Source organism: Baaleninema simplex PCC 7105, assembly GCF_000332355.1.
GTDB classification, from domain to species: domain Bacteria; phylum Cyanobacteriota; class Cyanobacteriia; order Cyanobacteriales; family Geitlerinemataceae; genus Baaleninema; species Baaleninema simplex.
Genome location: NZ_KB235958.1, coordinates 566093 through 584158, shown reverse-complemented (window position 1 = coordinate 584158; position 18066 = coordinate 566093). Strand labels below are relative to the sequence as shown.

The following is an 18066-nucleotide window of genomic DNA, read 5'->3' as shown; positions in this document are numbered from 1 at the left end:
CACAGAGGCACAGAGGACACGGAGGTTAGGGATTTTGGGTTAGCAATATTCGAGATCGACTTCTTTTTGATGGTCGCGTAGCAGTTGCACCAGTTCTTCGACTAAGTTTCGCCGAATCGAAATATTTTTAGGAAGTAAGGGGTTTTGATAGAATTCGTTGATTTGCTGGCCGATGAGGAAGAAAATCGAATCTGCTTCGAGGATTTCTCGTGCCAATAAAATCGCGCCGTTGCGATCGAACGGAAGGCGATCGATATCGCAGTGACATTTTCGCAGAATTTCTGTGGCTTTGGAAATCGTTAGAATTCCTTCTGTTACCAAGTCGATTTCGCTGAGTTTTCCAATTGGCGGTAACTCTTTTCGCATGGTGGAAATATCCATTTCTACAGTTTCCCCCATATAGTTGGCGACGATGTTTCCCGTAGTACCGCCGCAGATGGCTTTTCGACCCGGAAAACTCAGCAACCGTTCGGCGTACACTTCGTCTTGTGTCACGTCTAGCGGCGGGCCGGTGAAGATCATTAACGGGTTGCGCCGACGGACGTAAACCCCCACTAAAGACGCATCGTCTCCAATCTGTCCCCGGTAGAGCGATCGCGTTTCGTCGAGAACACTTTGCAGAATACTTCGCGCTGTCGGGACTTGATGGACGAACAGGTTTTCCATGTATTTGGCGATGTTGTCCCATCCCCAACCGAAATTCATGGTGTCGCCGAGTCCGGCGTACAGAACGCCGTCGCTAATCGCACCGAGAAAATCGCCGCGTTCTAGGGTTCCTGTGGCACATTTGACTTTTCGATCTAAAATTCGATCGATTCGTTCTTCAAGTTTAATAATTCGCCCTTTTTTAAAATAAAAAACAGGCGGATTGTCGAAATTTATAATTTTAAATTTATTCAAGAAATGGTCGATTTGAATAATCGTAAACGTCGCATAAGCAATTTTACGAACCTGACAAATCGGTAGCGTTCCGATGACCGTTTCCATCACCTGTTCGAGGGGAACGTCGGCGTTCAACATGGTAATCAGAATTTCACTGGTTAAAGTTGCCAAAATATTGGCTTTCACACCGCTTCCCAACCCGTCCGACAGGACGATGGTACTTTTACGCTCGGTTTTAATAAATTTAACCTTGTCACCGCAAAGTTCTTCGCCTTTTTTATTTAGACTGAGATTGCAAATGTCGAAGAAATTGTCAGCTTTTTGGGATTCCGTTTTGGGAGGCGTCACTGTAACCATTTTGCGCGTGTTTCAATTCATAGGGTTCGAGAATTTGAGTTGTAGGTTGAGTTGAGTCTTGCGAAATTCAACCTACAAACTGAGATTTTTGGGTGAGCGATCGAAAGCTCGATTGTAGGTTGGGTGGAGCGAAAGCGAAACCCAACAAACTAACTGAAATTTTGGAACGAGCGATGGAAGACCAAGATAATGCTTGAAATGGAAAATGCATTCGTCGTCATAAAATTTCAAGAATAACAAATGTTGAGTGATTCTAGCGATGGGTTGTTGGGTTTCGTAAACTCCACCCAACCTACAAAATCAACAGTTTTTTTATTGTTTATTGCGATGGCTCGGAGTTGACATTTTTATGGAATTATGTTAGAGAATGGCGCGAATTAGAGTTGCAATAATCGTACTCAATTTACGTTAATTTCTCCAATCAATGGGGTATTAGGTTTCGTCGTTTTAACTCAATTTACATGAGTCTAGACAAGTTCAAAAATTGCACTTAACCGCCGCCAATGACTTCTTTTTCAACTGCTTCAATAATTTTCAACAAACTGACTTTCGTTTCGGCAGTTGTCTCACCGAGCAGCCCTGCAATTTCTTGAGCGACTTTCATTTGATTGTCTACCACTTCCTTAACTTTTAAAACAGTATCGCTCTTAAGACGCTGTAACTCTTTTTTTTGCTCGTATTCGTGAGACATATCGACCAAAATACACGCAATAATTTCTTCTTCAGGAATCGAGAAGATAACTTCTTTGACGTAAAGTTTTTGTTTGGGATATTCTCGTTCTAATCCCCGAACGACATTCTGGGTTTTCCAGACTTTTTGAAAGCGATCGACATTTCCTAAAATATCGATCGCCGATCGTCCGATAACGTCAGCTTGTTCGATACCGAACATCTTACAGAATGCCGGATTGACAATTTTAATCGTCATCTCGGGATCGACGGCGATCAGTCCGTTAGGATCGTATTCCCACAGAAGTCGCCAAAGGTTATTTTGGCTTTGTTCTAACATTTTGAAAATAGGGTTTGAGAATTCAATGAGTGTTGGCGTGAAGGGTCAATGGGATAAAGCTATGCGATCGCTAGAATTCAATGATTATAAACTCAACAAACGCATAGCTAAGCCGTGATTTTTTTGAGATTCTAGGCTTCTCGCGTGACTTTTTCACTTTGAATTGCAGGTAAAATCTCTTGCAGAAATTTATCTTCGATGTTTTGCGGATTGATATTGATGAAATGCTGGTCTTTGAATTTCATCACGATGCCGTAACTACAAGTTTCGAGACAGAACGATCCTTTGAGTTCTACTTTTTCCTCGAGATCGTACTCGCTGATTAGCGATTGAAGTTTCGGCAGAACTTCGTAAACACCGAGTTGGTGACAGGCTGACCCCATACAGAGGTAGAGGTTTTCTTTAGACATCAGTTTGTCGAGAAACGAACGACGTACTGGGAGGGAAGTAAGGGAGAGAGGGAGAGGGGGAGAGGGGGAGAGAGGGAGAGGGGGAGAGAGGGAGAGGGGGAGAGGAGGGAGAGGGGGAGAGGAGGGAGAGGGGGAGAGGGGGAGAGAGGGAGAGGGGGAGAGAGGGAGAGGGGGAGAGAGGGAGAGGGGGAGAAACTTCGATCGGTCTTTGCCGTTCCCTGTTCCTTGTTCCCCGTTCCCCTAGTTAGAGGGGGAGATTTCACCTCCTCTCCTTATCATCCCCTCATCTCCTGATTATTCTCGATATACTTCGTCGAGAACTTGGCGATCGCTCGAGAGTAACTGCACGTGAAGGGGCATTTGTCCGACGGCGTGCGTCGAACAACTCAAACAGGGGTCGAAGTTGCGGATTCCGGCTTCGACGCGGTTCAACATCCCTTCAGGAATTTCGTTGGTGTGGATGTAATGTTGGGCGATTTGCTTGACGGTTTCGTTCATCGCCAGGTTGTTTTGTCCGGTGGCGATGATGAGGTTGACTTTTTTAATCGAGCCGTTTTCGTCCACGTTGTAATGGTGGAAGAGGGTGCCGCGAGGGGCTTCGCTGACGCCGACGCCTTCGAGGGCGTTAATGTCCGCTTTGGAACGACAGCGTGGAGACAGTAAATCGGGGTCTTCCATGTACTGTTCGATGCGTTCGATCGCCGCCAGAATTTCGATCAGTCGCGCGTAGTGGTACATGAAGGAAGAGGTGGCGCAACGTCCCCCGGCGCGATCGCGGAATTCTTGCAGTTCGCGATCGGCGTCTGGCGTTCCCATGCGATCGCAGACGTTCAACCGCGCCAACGGCCCCACGCGATACATCCCATCGGGATATCCCATCGGTTTGTAATAGGGGAATTTCAAGTAAGACCACCGTTCGACGGCTTCGCCGAGAAAGTCTTGATAGTCTTCTTCCCGCAGTCCGTCGGCGACGATGTTTCCCTGGCTGTCCACGAAGCGGATATGTCCGCCGTAGTGTTCCCAAGTCCCATCGGGAGCGACCAAACTCATAAACAGCGAGTCGAACTTCCCGAAAATGTCGATTTCGCTTTTGAGAGTGTCGTCGATGAGTTGTTTGAACAGTCCGAGGGCGGTTTCGATGGTTTGTCGGGATTCTGGGAGGCGATCGACAATCCACTGACGGCCTTCTTCAGACAGGGGCGATCGCACCCCGCCCGGAACCGCCCAGGCTGCGTGAATTTTCTTCGCCCCCAACAGTTCGATGATGGTTTGTCCGAACTGACGCAGCCGAATTCCAGCCCTCGCCAACTCGGGATCGGCCGCCATCAACCCGAAAACGTTGCGCTTGGCGGGATCGCTATCCCAACCGAGAAGGAAGTCGGGACTACTCAGGTGAAAGAAACTCAGGGCGTGGGATTGGGTAATCTGTGCCAAGTTCATCAGACGGCGTAGTTTTTCCCCGGCTGGCGGCACCTGCACGGCGAGGATTTTGTCGCCGGTTTTCGCCGACGCTAACAGATGACTGACGGGGCAAATGCCACAAATACGGGCGGTAATCCCCGCCATCTCGAACATTGGACGACCTTCACAGAATTTTTCAAATCCCCGAAACTCGACGACGTGAAAGCGGGCGTCGTCTACATCTCCGGCGTCGTTGAGAAAAATTGAGATTTTCGCGTGACCCTCAATACGGGTAACGGGATCGATAACAACTGTCTTAGCCATGATTACGGACTCACGATTACGGATTCACGGTAGATCGGGGAACGGGGAACAGGGAACGGGGAACAGGGAACGGGGAAGACAGGTAAAAGTTTCTCCCTTGCTCCCCCTCTCCCCCTCTCCCCCTCTCCCCCTCTGGCATTTAGCCGAACTTCAACATTTCCCGCCCTTCCATAACGGGTTTTTCGCCTTTGAGGAGGGGTTCGATCGCCGCTTGGATGCGAGGTGCAGATGGCGGACATCCAGGGATAAACAGATCGACCGAGACCAGTTCGTGTACTGGACGGACGCGATCGAGCAGTTCGGGGACGATCCCCGGTTCGTGGGGAAGCTGCGATGTTTCGTCTCCGAGTTCCAGGTAACAGCGTTTGAGAACCGGTTCGGTACTGCCGAGCATATTTCGCATCGCCGGAACGTTGGCTGTCACCGCGCAATCTCCGAAGGAAATCAGAAGTTTCGTGCGTTCGCGAACGGTATAAATCAGTTCCAGGTTTTCTTCGTTGGCCACTGCCCCTTCCACGAGGCAAACATCTACATCTTCAGGATAGTCTTTTAGATCGGAACCGACCGGGCTGTAGACGATATCGGCGAACTTTGCCACTTCAAACAGCCATTCGTCCAAATCGAGAAACGACATATGACAGCCAGAGCAGCCAGCCAGCCAGACGGTCGCGAGTTTTACCTTGTCCATTTTTTCTCCTCTCGGGCAGTTACCAAAAAGTCCAATTTGCCGCGATCGCGATCGATCTCGGCGACGGTGGTACCTTTACGGAAAATCGATCCCGTCGGGCAGGCATCGACGCATTTTCCGCAGGCTGTGCAGGCATCGACGTCGCCCCAGGGTTGGTTTAGTCCGGTAATGACTTTCGCCGCCGGCCCCCGGCCGGATACGTCCCAAACGTGGGCGCCTTCGATTTCGTCGCAAACGCGGACGCAGCGGGTGCAAAGAATGCAGCGGTTGTGGTCGATGCCGAATTGGGGGTGAGAAATATCCACCTCCCGTTCGGGGAAACGGTAGGTAAAGCGGGTGTGGTCCATCCCCACTTCGATCGCCACGTCTTGCAGTTCGCAGTGTTCGTTAGCCACGCAGACCGCGCAGACGTGGTTTCCTTCGGCGAAGAGCATTTCGACCACCATGCGGCGATACTCTTGTAATTCCGGGGTTTCCGTGGTCACGTTCATGCCTTCGGTGGCTTCAGTCACGCAGGCCGGAAGCAGTTTGGGAATGCCTTCGATTTGCACCAAACAGAGGCGACAGGCGCCCACGTCGGACACGCCGTCGAGGTGACAGAGGGTCGGGATGCGAACTCCCGCTTCTTTGGCCGCGTCGAGAAGGGTGGTTCCCGCTTCTACTGCGACATCGATATCGTTAATTTTGAGGGTGACAACTGACATAGCAGATCGTCCTTAACTATCCTGGCTTATTTCGTCGAGTGGGAAGTGCGTTCAGTCGTTAGGTTCGTCTTTGGGGTCGTCGGGATGGAAGAGAGGCGATCGGTCGTCCTCGATTTCGTAAAATACCTCGTGAGACAGCAGGTGACTGAGGGCTTCTAGGGTGGCGAAGGCTTTCGGGTTGGGGGGCGGCCCGGACCGAAAATGTTGCCAGTCTTCGAGGCTGTCCCAACGGGCGATCGCAATGAACAGTTGGGGATCGGCTTGGCAGCGCAACAGCAAGCTTCCCCGCCCACCGGGAACGCGATCGCGAATCGTCCGCGTCGCTTGCGTCCACGCCCGTACAAAGTCACCTTCGCGATGGCTGCGGACGCGCCAGCGGTAAATCACGCGAACCGAGAACCGACCGGATGTCATGACGGACGCACGGGGACTTTACCGTTACTCGGACGAACGGAGGCGGGTTGCAGCAACTCCAAATACTCGTTCTCGAAGTAGTGCAGGGTACTCATGACCGGGTTCGGTGCTGTTTGTCCCAACCCACAGAGACTCGTGGCGGCCACCATGCCACAGAGTTCTTTGAGTTTTTCCACATCGGCGGCGGTGGCTTGTTGGTTGAGGATTTTGGTCAGCAGTTGGTACATCTGCACGGTTCCAGCCCGGCAGGGAATACATTTTCCGCAGGTTTCGCCGCGACAGAATTCCATGTAAAACTGCGCGACTTGCACCATGCTGGTGCTGTCGTCCATGACCACCATGCCCCCAGACCCCATGATCGATCCGAGTTTTTTCAAGGAGTCGTAATCGACGGGAGTATCGAGAAGCTGTTCGGGAATGCAGCCCCCCGACGGGCCTCCGGTTTGGATGGCTTTGACTTTGCCGCCACCGGGAACGCCGCCCCCCATGTCTTCGACGATTTCCCGCAGTGAAATCCCCATCGGGACTTCGATCAGTCCGGTGTTGCGAATTTTCCCGGTGACGGAAAAGATTTTCGTTCCTTTGCTCGTATCGGTGCCGATGTTGGAAAACCAGTCGGCGCCTTTGCGGAGAATGGCGGGAATGTTCGCCAGGGTTTCGACGTTGTTAATCAGTGTCGGACAGCCTTTCAAGCCGGATACGGCCGGATAGGGCGGCCGGGGTCGGGGCGTGCCGCGTCCCCCTTCGACGGAGGCGATGAGGGCAGTTTCTTCGCCGCAGACGAACGCCCCCGCCCCCACGCGAATTTCGATGGTGAAATCGACGGGAGAGCCGAAGATTTGCGCCCCGAGAATGCCTTTTCGTTTGGCTTGCTGGATGGCTTTGTGCAGGCGAGAGATGGCGAGGGGATATTCGGCGCGAACGTAGATGTAGCCTTGGGTGGCGCCGACGGCGTATCCGGCGATCGCCATGCCTTCGAGAACCCGGTGGGGATCGCTTTCGAGAACGCTGCGATCCATGAACGCGCCGGGGTCGCCTTCGTCGGCGTTACAGATGACGTATTTTGAGCCAGGGGGCATTTTGGCCACGGTCGCCCATTTCAACCCGGTGGGATATCCGGCACCGCCGCGACCCCGCAATCCAGATTTGGTAATTTCTTGGACGACTTCGGCTGGAGTCATTTCGTAGATGGCGTGATGCAAGCCTTGATAGCCTTCCGCCATCAGGTATTCTTCGATCCGTTCGGGATCGATTTTGCCGCTGTTTTCTTGGACGATTCGGACTTGACGGCTGAAAAAGGGATGGTTGGGATCGCCTTGTAGGGCGTCGGCTTCTCCACCGTTTTGGAGGGCTGAAACGATCGATTCGGCTTGGTCGGGGGTGACTTTCTGATATTGCAACCCTTCTGATGGGATTTCGACGATCGGCCCTTGACCGCACAAGCCGGGACACCCGACGCCTACCACCTGCACTTCGGCGTTGAGTCCGGCTTCTTTGACAGCGGCGACGAGGCGTTTTTTGACTTCGATCGAGTTCGTGGCTTGACATCCGGTGGAGGTGCAGCAGTGAACGCGAATCGCTTTCTGGGCGTTGCGCTCTTGTTCTGCAATTTCAATGAGTTCGCTCCAATCCATAGCAATGCTCCTTGGGTGTTGCGCGTTTGCGGGAGATTTAGAGGGGGAGATTTAGAGGGGGAGATGGGGAGAGCGGTAATCCGTTTCTTCTTTGTCTCCTTGTCTTCTTTTCCCCGTTTCTACTCTTGACTCTTCCCTCTTCACTGTTTGTCCCCGTCTTGCCATTCAGCGACGTTTTGGCAGGCGGTTTCGGCGGTTTGCTGTCCCGAGACTTTGCCGTCGTAGATGACGGCAGGGGCAATCCCGCAAGCGCCGATACAGCGCACGGTAACGAGGGAGATTTGCCCGTCGGGGGTGGTTTCTCCGGCTTCAACGCCGGTTTTCTCTTCGAGGGCTTTGAGGACTTCGCCGCCGCCTTTGACGTAGCAGGCGGTTCCCAAACAAACGACGCAGGTATGGGCGCCGCTGGGTTTGAGGGAAAACAGGTGGTAGAAGGTGGCGACGCCGTAAACGCGAGAGAGGGGAAGTTTGAGGTGGTGGGCAATGTATTCGAGTACGTCTTCTTCGAGGTAGCCGAAGGCTTCTTGGGCTTTGTGGAGAATTTCAATCAGGGCGTCTTGGCGGTACTGGTTGCGCTTCATGGTGATGTCGAGAACTTTGAAGCGCTTGTCTGGGGCGGACGATCCTTTTTTTGTGGGGGGGGTTCCAACTGTTTCGGAGGCGGGTTTGGACGATGAGGTTACAGAGGCCATAGGTTGACTATCCTGTCGCTTCAGCAAAAAACGGGCGACTCGATCTTTCGGTCGTCTGTTGAAGGCATTTTCGGGAGAGGCGAACGGCTTGAAAAGTAGAGTCGGGTTGGAGAATTTATTGGAACAGCTCGGCACGATCTTTAAGAAAAAATTAAAGTAATCGAACTGTTGTTTTTCTCCTTCGATCGATAAAATTCCTGCTAGGATCTATTGTGGTAATTGAGAGCAATAAAATCAACTAACTTTACAGAAGTTACAATAGAGGTTTTGTTAAGATAATATAAAGAAGTTTAAATAAATCGATCGGAAATTGTGAATAAGTTTGACCTGTCGAACTTGTCCTGTCCCATGCCGTTGGAGCAATACCCCCACGTTCTGCTGGCACATGGGGGCGGTGGCAAGCTGATGCAGCAACTCATCCATCAGGTGTTCGTTCCGGCGTTCGGGTCTCCTGAGACCGTGTTGCACGATGCAGCGACGGTAAGACTCAATGGCGATCGCATCGCGCTGACGACGGATTCTTATGTCGTGCATCCGCTATTTTTTCCTGGTGGGGATATCGGTTCGATGGCGGTCTACGGAACGGTGAACGATCTGGCTATGGCTGGGGCTCGTCCGCTCTATTTGACGGTCGGCTTTATTCTCGAGGAAGGGTTGCCCATGTCGGTGTTGTGGCAGGTGGTACAGTCGATGCGCCAAGCGGCCGATCGCGTGGGGGTCAAAATTGTAACTGGCGATACGAAAGTCGTCGATCGCGGGAAAGGCGACGGCATTTTTATTAATACGGCTGGGGTGGGACAAGTGGAGGGCGATCGCACCATTTCTCCGAAAGCGATTCGTCCCGGCGATGCGGTTCTCCTCAACGGCGACATCGGCCGCCACGGGATCGCGATTATGGCCGTGCGGGAGGGATTGATGTTCGAGACGGCGATCGAAAGCGATCTCGCACCCCTTTCCGAAACGGTGTTGGCGTTGTTAGAAGCCGATATCGACGTTCGCTGTTTGCGCGATCTCACTCGGGGCGGGTTAGCCAGCGCCCTTCACGAACTGGCGACGGCGGCGAAGGTGGGAATCCACATCGACGAACGGGCGATTTCGGTACGGGAAGACGTACAGGGGGCTTGTGAAATTTTGGGCTTCGATCCGTTGTATTTAGCCAATGAAGGGCGCTTCGTCACCTTCGTTCCCCCGTCCGATGTCGATCGCGCCTTGGCAATTTTAGGACCCAACGCTCAGAAAATTGGCGTCGTGACAGAAGCCGCGTCGCCTCCAGTGACGATGACCAGTCAAATCGGTTCCACGCGGGCGATCGATCTCCTTAGTGGGGAGCAGTTACCGCGTATTTGTTAGTTGAGAGGGAACGGGGAACAGGGAACGGGGAACAGTGAGGACAGCGACAAACAGAAGTGGTAGTGGTAGGGTGCGTGACTTGAAAAATCGGGTGTCGAACGTGAGACCGATCGATCTGTCACGCACCGCCAATGTACTGTGGCCGAAGTCAGATAAATTCTGTTGCCGCGTCACGCACCGCCCACATACAAGGGTGCGTGTTTATCAGTGTAGAGTGCAGAGGGCAGAGTGTAGAGTGGGAATTCCTCTTTAACTCTTCACTCTAGACTCTTAACTCTTCCCTGAAAGAGGCGCACCGCCAATGTACTCATCTCCCCATTTGCCAATAGTTAGCGTTGACATCCTCACCGCCCTGGAAGGACGGTGATTCCCAAACCTCGCGATTTGGGTTCCTGCTTCCTTCTCTCTCGAGTTTTTCGCAGTTGCTCTCCGGATCGAGATCCTTCAAGTCTTACACTCGCTTCACAGGCTGTAACGGTGTGTCCCACCGCCAAAATTCCAATTCAATTGGAGTTTTAGGCAAACTTACTAACTTGGGTTTCGTTAGCCAGTTTAACCATTCACGTCCATTGTACTGTAAAGCCGCCCTAGAAGGCTTGCCCTGCTCGCACTGCTTGCACTGCTTGCACTGAGCTTGTCGAAGTGAGCTTGTCGAAGTGAGCTTGTCGAAGTGAGCTAAGTCGAAGGCTTGCCCTGAGCCAAGTCGAAGGGGGCGGGGTTTTAGACCCAAAATTTTCGATAACATGGGATAATAAGTAAAGTTTTGTATCGTCAGCCGAGCGAAAACTTCATCATGCAAGCAAGTCTGACTGTCAGCACCCACTTCAGCGCCGCTCATCGTCTCGCCCGTCCCGATCTGGACTACGATACGAATTGCGGGATTTACGGGAAGTGCGCGCGTCCCCACGGTCACGGTCACGATTATCACCTAGACGTGACGGTTCGCGGTACGATCGACCCTCGTACGGGAATGGTGGTCGAACTCGGGGCGTTACATGGGGTGTTACAGGAGATCGTTATCGAACCCCTCGACCATCGCTTTTTGAATAAGGATATTCCCTATTTTGCCGATCGCGTGCCGACGGCGGAACATATTGCCATTTACATTCGCGACATCTTACAAGAGCCGTTACGTCAGTTGGGCGTTACCTTAGAGAAGGTGAAATTGTACGAAAGTCCGAATAACTCTTGTGAGGTTTACGGAACGCGTTCGAGCAATTCTGCTACCCCTGCAACAACGGCTAAACCTAAGTTAGTTTTAGTCTAGATTCGAGCGATCGCCGGTGGCTCGATCTAACCGATCCTTGAGAGATTTTGCCGATCGCACTCCCTTAAAACCGACTGAAAAGCAAGTGGGGATCGCGCGATCGCGGCTTCTTAACCAAATGGCAACCAAAAGTTACAAACTGTATACTACTATGAGGACTGTCCTCGATCCGTAACGATGACTACTCCCGCCAACGCATTACCGCCTGCTCTCGATAAGATGGTTCAACGCTTCAAACGCGCCAGCGATTCTAAGCGACGCTACGAACAACTGTTGTGGCTGGCGAAAAAGCTTCCCGAATTTCCCGACTCTGAAAAAGTTCCCGATAATAAGGTGCAGGGCTGCGTGTCGCAAGTCTACGTGATCGCACACTTGGACGACGAGGGAAAAGTCCTGTTCGAGGGGGATTCAGACGCGCAACTGACGAAAGGACTATTAGCGTTTTTGATTCGAGGTACCAACGGCTTGACGCCGGAAGAAGTGGTGAAACTCGCGCCGGATTTTATTGAGGAAACCGGATTGCGAACGAGTTTAACGCCATCTCGCGCCAACGGGTTTTACAACATTTTCAAAACGATGAAGCAAAAGGCGCTGTTGTTGGCGTCGAGCGAAATCTCGAACGCAGAGGCGAACTAACCCAAGGTATGTCAACCCCGACTGTCACCGGAAGTGCAAGCGCCGAACGTTTCTCGGATAAGATTCCCGTCACGGTCGTTACTGGGTTTCTCGGAAGCGGGAAAACAACGTTTCTCAATTATCTTCTCGAGACGCGCCCCGAGATGAGGGTGGCGGTTTTGGCGAACGAACTCGGTCAGATCGATATCGATCGCCAGCTTTTGGTGTCCGAAACGTCGGACATGGTGGAGTTGAGTAACGGGTGTATTTGCTGTTCGATTAATGAAGATTTAGTAGACGCGATCGAACGGGTTTTAGAACGATCGCCCCCAATGGAAGCGATCGTCATCGAAACCACTGGCGTCGCCGATCCCCGTCCGCTTCTCGTGACCTTTTCCGGCCAGAGATTGCGCGATCGCACTCGCTTAGACGCGATCGTCACGATGGTAGATGCCGAAAACTTCGAGGATGTCAAACGTCAGAGTGAAGTCGCGGTCAATCAAATTGTCTATAGCGATATTCTCGTATTAAATAAAGTCGATCTCGTGGCGTCCGAAAAACTTGAAACTCTCGAAAATTTTCTGCGATCGCTCAAAAAAAGTGCTAGAATTTTGAAGGCGAGTTTCGGACGAGTGCCGTTACAGTTTATTCTAGATAGGGCAGCACCCCCAACTCGTAAACCGATCTTAAAAAACTCAGGCACAGGGACTTCTGACGTTCTGACAGATGGCTTTACCTCAGTCTCGTTTCAGAGCGATCGCCCCTTTTTAGTCAGCAAATTTCAAACCTTTTTATCTAACCGACTCAGTCACAACGTCTTTCGAGCAAAAGGGATTCTCTGGTTTAAAGAAAGTCAGCGCTGTCACGTTTTTCAACTCTGTGGCGAGCGCTACAACATGGTGACCGAGCCGTGGAAAAATTCACCCAAAAACCAGCTCGTTTTGATAGGGAGAAATCTCGATGCCCTCCAGATTCAACAGCAGTTAACGAACTGTTTAGCTCGATGAGCGATTTTTTTTGCCCGCTTAATTGAGAACGAATCCAATTTCCGCTTTGATTTTCTAGCAACTGTAAAAAGATAGACCGACAGCGTAATGACTTTACCCAATTCTTCCGACTTAATCGGTGCAGACAAACTCGAACAGCAGCTTCTCGCCAACGGGAATGGAAACGGCCGTAAAGCCGTCACCAACGACGAGATGCAAACCGCAATTCGTACCCTGCTAACGGAACTCGGAGAAGATCCCGATCGCGAAGGATTGCGCGATACTCCCAAACGAGTTAGCAAAGCGTGGCAGTTTCTGACCTCGGGTTACAACCAGTCTCTCGAAGAACTCCTCAACGGTGCGATTTTCACCGAGGACTCTCACGAGATGGTGTTGGTGCGCGATATCACCCTGTTTAGCACCTGCGAACACCACATGCTACCGATTATCGGACACGCTCACGTGGCGTATATTCCCAACGGAAAAGTCATCGGTCTGTCGAAAATCGCGCGAATTTGCGATATGTTCGGTCGCCGCTTGCAGGTTCAAGAGCGGTTGACGGGACAAATTGCCAACGCTCTGCAAGACGTGCTGAAACCGGAAGGAGTGGCGGTCGTTGTCGAAGCAACTCATATGTGTATGGTGATGCGCGGGGTTCAGAAACCCGGCTCTTGGACGACTACCTCGGCGATGCGCGGCGTGTTTGCAGAAGACCCGAAAACCCGCCACGAGTTCATGAGTCTGATTCGTCACAATCCCCAATTCCACTAATTTTCAATAGGATGGGTGAGTAGGGCGAGCGTTGCTTGCTCTACTCGTTTTGTCCGCTCGGGAGATCGACGTTGATGTTGACTGTTTCTGCTTGTCCGATCGACCTGCGAAAAATCGAACTTCCAGCCGGTCGAACGCTGACACTGCGCGATATCGACTGGCCGGAGTTCGAGCGTATTTCGAGTGCGTTCGGGGAGCGATCGCGATCGCGCTTGGCTTACGTCAACGGCAGATTAGAGCTGAGAATGCCATCACCGGAACATGAGAAGGTAAAGCGTTTTATCGCGATCGCGGTAGAAATTTGGCTCGACGCGCTGAATTTGGACTGGGAACCCTATGGCTCCACCACCTTTAAACGAGAGGATATCGGTGCGGGAATCGAGCCAGACGATTGTTTTTACGTGCAGAACGCGGCGCGAATGACGGGATTGCGTCGAGTCGATTTGCAAGTCGATCCGCCACCGGATTTGGCGATCGAGGTGGATATTACCTCGCCGACTCGCCTGGAGGCTTACGCACAGTTAGGCGTACCGGAGTTGTGGCGATATCGAGATGGAACGGTAGAAATTTGGCAGTGGTGCGAGGGACAATACCGACAACATACCGAAAGCTCGGTGCTGCCGGAAATGCCGGTTTTAGAAGGAATGGCGCTATTTTTGCCCCGTTTGGCCTCTGAGTCGATGAGTGGTTTGAAGCGGGAGTTTCGAGACTGGGTTCGCGATCGACTCACTTCGATTTGATACGATTCTGTCGCCATACAAGATTATTGATAACCGCTAAAATTGACGGGTTGACCGGCTCGGAACGCACCCGGAATCGTGCGGCCGTCTTGTAAGGTCATCGTTCCCGTTCCGTGGGGACGCGCCTGCCTCAACTCTCCCACGTAGCGGCGACCGTCGGGATAGTTGCAGGTTGCGTTTTCAGCGTCGAAATTACGCGTGTAGAAATAGCCTTCGCACACCGTTCCCGTCGAGTGATAGAACGTCCCTTGTCCGAAGGGTTCCCCTGCAAAAAACTCCCCGACGAAGCGATTTCCGTTGGCGAACGTATAGGTTCCTTGTCCGTCCGGTTGGCTGCGGTCGAACTGTCGAGTCGTCTCGCGCGGTTCGAGAATGGGTCTTCCGGCCACGTTCAAATCGACGATGATGTTTTCCGTGACGACTTCCGTGCGAGACGTGACGCCGAATTGTCCCTCATAGCGATCGCCGTTGGGATAAAACGCCGTACCTTGGCGAATCGCTCCATTGCGAAACACCCCTTCATAACGAGCGTCGCTCGGCAAAATCAACCGTCCTTGTCCTTCGAGAGCGCCATCGACAAACTCCCCTTCATAGCGAGTTCCGTCGCTTAAGGTATAAATACCGCGCCCGTTGGGAAGATAGTCGCTGTAAGTTCCGATATAACTAATGCCGGGGCCGTAGTTACAGCGTCCGTAACCCGAACCCGTTTCGAGAATCGAAGCTGGGAGACACTGGGGATTGCGAACGCCCTCTTGTGCTTCAGCGGATAAGGTAAAGGCGATCGCGCTGAGGCTAGACAATCCCACTGCAACCGCACGAAAGATTTTCAACATGGCGACTCCTCAACTCACATTCCAACGACCTAGGCAACAGAGACCTAGAACTTAACGACTTGAAACGAGCGATCGCGCCTGGCCGAACTTGTGGCTTCCCGAAGCGCTGCGATGGGTTGCCAGTCCTGCTGTTTCACTTTCCTCAACTGGCGAAACGCCCGGTTGACCGATTTCTCGGGCGATCTCGACGCCGTTTTGTTCCAAAATCACGATCGGTTCCCCTTGCAAGCGTTCGACACGCACGACTCGAACTCGTCCGTTGGCGATAAGATCCCCTACTCGCACGTAGCGACCGAAGGGACTGTCGGGGGTTTGGACGATAATTTGAATTTCGTTACCCAATTGCATAACTCCCGTCACTTCGACCGCTTGAGCTAAATCCGTCGAGGGCGGTGGCGGAGCCATAGGTTGCGACGGCATTTCTTCACCATCTGTCGCACCCGTTCCGTCAGTCACCGCAGGCGGCAGGTTGCCGGGAATTCCGGTGCCATCAGCTGCTGTCGTCCCGTCCCCTTCTTCTCGAATTTGAGCGCCTGGGGGTTCTAACCGAGGCAGGCGGAAAGCCTGGGAATTAATATCGGGTAATGGGGCGAGGGTTTGCGGGGCGAGGGGCGGGAGGGGGGGGCCGACGGCGACGGTTTCCCCATCGGCAGCTTCCTCATCGGCAGTTTCTCCATCTCTGGGAGCGGGAGCGCCCGTTGCCACCTCTTCCAGTTCCTCTTCCGTGCGGACGGGTTCGATGGGTAACACGCCAAAGGGATCTTCAGCTTGTTGTCTTTGCTGTTCGATCGCCCGTTGGACTTGTCTGGCGCGTTCCTGGGGATTGGTAGACGTGGTCAAACCGCTCGGTGCGGCGGCCATAGGCTGTTGTTCTTCCACCACAGGCGTCTCGAAGGGTTGAGCCTCGGGTGTTTCCCCTTCAGCAGTCGTTTCGCCGTCTACGGGGACTTCCTCTGCCGTAGGCGTTTCAGTTGCTTCTGGGGTCGCTTGTTCTTCCGGCGGCGACCCGCAACCGCCGAGAACGACAGCCAGAGTCAGGCCGAATGCCGCAAATGAGCGTTGACGCATAGCCATATTCCAAAAACCTTCTTCTACGATAGCTCGATCGATGCTACTTGTTATGTATTCTCGCGTTGAACTGACCTTATGGAACGTTGCTCCCTGATAGCGCCCGCTAAAATTAACCTGTACTTAGAGATTATCGGCGATCGCCCGGACGGATTCCACGAACTGGCCATGGTGATGCAGAGCGTGGATTTGGTCGATCGCATCGACCTGCACTCCATTTCCACCGATACGATTCGCGTTCGCTGTTCCCATCCCGGCGTTCCGAGCGATCGCAGCAACCTCGCGTATCGGGCAGCGCGACTCATGGCAGAACGGTTTCCAGAGACCTTCGCCAACCTCGGCGGTGTCGAAATCCATATCGACAAACAGATTCCCATCGCTGCCGGACTGGCCGGAGGGTCAGCCAACGCTGCCGCCGTCCTCGTCGGTCTCAACTTACTCTGGAAGTTAGGACTCACGCAACCGGAGTTACAGGAACTGGCTGCCGAACTCGGATCGGACATACCCTTTTGTATCAGCGGAGGAACCGCTCTCGCCACTGGTCGGGGCGAAAAAATCTCGCCACTCCCCAATATGGAGGGACTCCACGTCGTCCTGGGTAAATTCCGTAACCTCGCTGTTTCGACCCCTTGGGCGTACAAAACCTTCCGCGAACGGTTCTCCCATCAGTACATCACGGACAAAGCCGAGCAAGCCGAACGTCACCGAGAAGTCCACGCCGGGCCGATGGTTTCGGCGCTTTTCAAACACGACCGCGAAAAAATCGGTCGACTGCTGTACAACGACTTAGAAAAAATCGTTCTTCCCGAATTTCCCGACGTGGCGAAGCTGCGCGAGGCGATGGCCGAACCCGAGGTTCTCGGGGCGATGATGTCGGGTTCTGGACCGACGGTGTTCGCTTTGACGGATACTGAAGAAAAAGCTTGTCGGGTTCGGGATGCGGTGAGAGCGAAAATCCTCGATGAGGAATTAGATTTGTGGGTGACGAAGTTTTTCCCCACGGGGATTAGTACAGTGGATGGGGTTTGATGGAAACAAGGGGAGAGTGGGAGCAGGGGAGACAAGGGAGAAACTATTACCTGTCAAGTGTCTCCACTGTTCGCGGTTCACTGCTCACTGTTGACTGTCAAAGGGGACAAGGAAGAAGATACACCTTATCTCCGCACCACCTCATCTCGTTTTTCGGGCGATCGATTGTTATCAAAAAATTTGGGTCTAAAACCCCGCCCCCTTCGACTTGGCTCAGGGCAAGCCTTCGACTTAGCTCAGGGCAAGCCTTCGACTTGGCTCACTTCGACAAGCTCACTTCGACAAGCTCACTTCGACAAGCTCAGTGCAAGCAGTGCAAGCAGTGCGAGCAGGGCAAGCCTTCTAGGGCGGCTTTTGGCAATCCTGTTTTTTGTGCTAGAGTATTCAGGACAATCAAGCTAAACGACAATGCTTGTTCTCGAGTTCAAAGTCAAAGGTAAACCCCACCAATACGCAGCGATTGACGAAGCGATCCGAACCGCACAGTTCGTTCGCAACAAGGCACTGCGCTATTGGATAGATAACCGAGGTGTTAACAAATACGACCTCAACAAATACTGTCGAGTCCTGGCTCGAGAGTATGGCTTTGCCCGAGAACTCAACAGCACGGCTCGTCAAGCCTCAGCCGAACGCGCTTGGTCGGCAATTTCTCGTTTTTTCGAGAACTGTCGCAAGTCTGTTCCTGGCAAAAAAGGATATCCCAAGTTCAAGAAAAACAGTCGCTCCGTTGAGTATAAAACTTCAGGTTGGAAGTTACTCGACCCCAAGCATATTGTCTTTACGGATAAGAAAAATATAGGACGACTAAAACTGGTTGGAACTTGGGATTTGGCGTTTTACAGTACAGAACAAATCAAACGGGTTCGACTGGTTCGCAGAGCCGATGGCTATT

The 18066-nt window shown here is 52.5% G+C and carries 19 protein-coding genes; 8 read left to right on the top strand and 11 right to left on the bottom strand.

Features of this window, described 5'->3' with window-relative positions; translation table 11 throughout:
- Positions 1–39: 39 nt before the first annotated feature.
- From GEI7105_RS0104565 to hoxE, 9 genes are all read right to left on the bottom strand, one after another.
- The gene (locus tag GEI7105_RS0104565; RefSeq protein WP_017659311.1) at positions 40–1239 is read right to left on the bottom strand and encodes a SpoIIE family protein phosphatase; all 1200 of its coding nucleotides are present in this window, start codon (positions 1237–1239) and stop codon (positions 40–42) included.
- Positions 1240–1729: 490 nt separating this feature from the next.
- Positions 1730–2248 carry a PAS domain S-box protein gene (locus GEI7105_RS0104555; RefSeq protein WP_017659309.1) on the bottom strand — a complete coding sequence of 173 codons (519 nt, stop codon included), beginning with the start codon at positions 2246–2248 and terminating at the stop codon, positions 1730–1732.
- A gap of 131 nt (positions 2249–2379) precedes the next feature.
- Complete coding sequence (locus tag GEI7105_RS0104550) at positions 2380–2658, bottom strand: (2Fe-2S) ferredoxin domain-containing protein (protein ID WP_017659308.1); 279 nt, start codon at positions 2656–2658, stop codon at positions 2380–2382.
- Positions 2659–2952: 294 nt separating this feature from the next.
- On the bottom strand, positions 2953–4383 hold the full coding sequence (locus tag GEI7105_RS0104545) for a Ni/Fe hydrogenase subunit alpha (protein ID WP_017659307.1): 1431 nt from the start codon (positions 4381–4383) through the stop codon (positions 2953–2955).
- Between the two features lie 139 nt (positions 4384–4522).
- Positions 4523–5071, bottom strand: a complete 549-nt coding sequence (locus GEI7105_RS0104540; protein WP_026097429.1) for an NADH-quinone oxidoreductase subunit B family protein — start codon at positions 5069–5071, stop codon at positions 4523–4525.
- Positions 5059–5775 carry a bidirectional hydrogenase complex protein HoxU gene (gene hoxU / locus GEI7105_RS0104535; protein ID WP_017659305.1) on the bottom strand — a complete coding sequence of 239 codons (717 nt, stop codon included), beginning with the start codon at positions 5773–5775 and terminating at the stop codon, positions 5059–5061. The genes GEI7105_RS0104540 and hoxU overlap by 13 nt, the downstream gene beginning before the upstream one ends.
- A gap of 51 nt (positions 5776–5826) precedes the next feature.
- Complete coding sequence (locus tag GEI7105_RS33130; RefSeq protein WP_017659304.1) at positions 5827–6189, bottom strand: antibiotic biosynthesis monooxygenase family protein; 363 nt, start codon at positions 6187–6189, stop codon at positions 5827–5829.
- The gene (locus tag GEI7105_RS0104525; RefSeq protein ID WP_017659303.1) at positions 6186–7823 is read right to left on the bottom strand and encodes a NuoF family protein; all 1638 of its coding nucleotides are present in this window, start codon (positions 7821–7823) and stop codon (positions 6186–6188) included. The genes GEI7105_RS33130 and GEI7105_RS0104525 overlap by 4 nt, the downstream gene beginning before the upstream one ends.
- 140 nt (positions 7824–7963) lie before the next feature.
- Complete coding sequence (gene hoxE / locus GEI7105_RS0104520) at positions 7964–8515, bottom strand: bidirectional hydrogenase complex protein HoxE (RefSeq protein WP_026097428.1); 552 nt, start codon at positions 8513–8515, stop codon at positions 7964–7966.
- 348 nt (positions 8516–8863) lie between these two features.
- Between hoxE and hypE the strand changes: the two genes are divergently transcribed.
- The 6 genes from hypE to GEI7105_RS0104485 all read left to right on the top strand — a co-directional run bounded on the left by hypE (position 8864) and on the right by GEI7105_RS0104485 (position 14244).
- Positions 8864–9865 (top strand): hydrogenase expression/formation protein HypE, encoded by a 1002-nt coding sequence (gene hypE / locus GEI7105_RS0104515; protein ID WP_051044175.1) that lies wholly within the window; start codon positions 8864–8866, stop codon positions 9863–9865.
- A 793-nt stretch (positions 9866–10658) separates the two neighbouring features.
- Positions 10659–11132 (top strand): 6-carboxytetrahydropterin synthase, encoded by a 474-nt coding sequence (locus GEI7105_RS34405; RefSeq protein WP_035492439.1) that lies wholly within the window; start codon positions 10659–10661, stop codon positions 11130–11132.
- A gap of 177 nt (positions 11133–11309) precedes the next feature.
- Positions 11310–11768, top strand: coding sequence for a SufE family protein (locus GEI7105_RS0104500; protein WP_017659298.1), 459 nt, complete (start codon positions 11310–11312; stop codon positions 11766–11768).
- An 8-nt stretch (positions 11769–11776) separates the two neighbouring features.
- On the top strand, positions 11777–12754 hold the full coding sequence (locus GEI7105_RS0104495) for a CobW family GTP-binding protein (protein WP_017659297.1): 978 nt from the start codon (positions 11777–11779) through the stop codon (positions 12752–12754).
- A gap of 87 nt (positions 12755–12841) precedes the next feature.
- Positions 12842–13504 carry a GTP cyclohydrolase I FolE gene (folE, locus tag GEI7105_RS0104490; RefSeq protein ID WP_017659296.1) on the top strand — a complete coding sequence of 221 codons (663 nt, stop codon included), beginning with the start codon at positions 12842–12844 and terminating at the stop codon, positions 13502–13504.
- Positions 13505–13578: 74 nt separating this feature from the next.
- Positions 13579–14244 (top strand): Uma2 family endonuclease, encoded by a 666-nt coding sequence (locus GEI7105_RS0104485; protein ID WP_017659295.1) that lies wholly within the window; start codon positions 13579–13581, stop codon positions 14242–14244.
- A 23-nt stretch (positions 14245–14267) separates the two neighbouring features.
- On the opposite strand, the gene GEI7105_RS0104480 is transcribed toward GEI7105_RS0104485, so the two are convergent.
- A complete protein-coding gene (locus GEI7105_RS0104480; RefSeq protein WP_017659294.1) occupies positions 14268–15077 on the bottom strand; it encodes an MORN repeat-containing protein in 810 nt (269 codons plus the stop codon).
- A gap of 51 nt (positions 15078–15128) precedes the next feature.
- Entirely contained in the window at positions 15129–16145 is a 1017-nt protein-coding gene (locus GEI7105_RS33115) for a hypothetical protein (RefSeq protein ID WP_017659293.1), read from the bottom strand.
- A 78-nt stretch (positions 16146–16223) separates the two neighbouring features.
- On the opposite strand from GEI7105_RS33115, the gene ispE reads away from it, so the two are divergent.
- A complete protein-coding gene (ispE, locus tag GEI7105_RS0104470; RefSeq protein ID WP_026097426.1) occupies positions 16224–17174 on the top strand; it encodes a 4-(cytidine 5'-diphospho)-2-C-methyl-D-erythritol kinase in 951 nt (316 codons plus the stop codon).
- A gap of 408 nt (positions 17175–17582) precedes the next feature.
- On the top strand, positions 17583–18066 hold a 484-nt coding region (locus GEI7105_RS29020; protein WP_017659291.1), incomplete at its 3' end, for an RNA-guided endonuclease InsQ/TnpB family protein.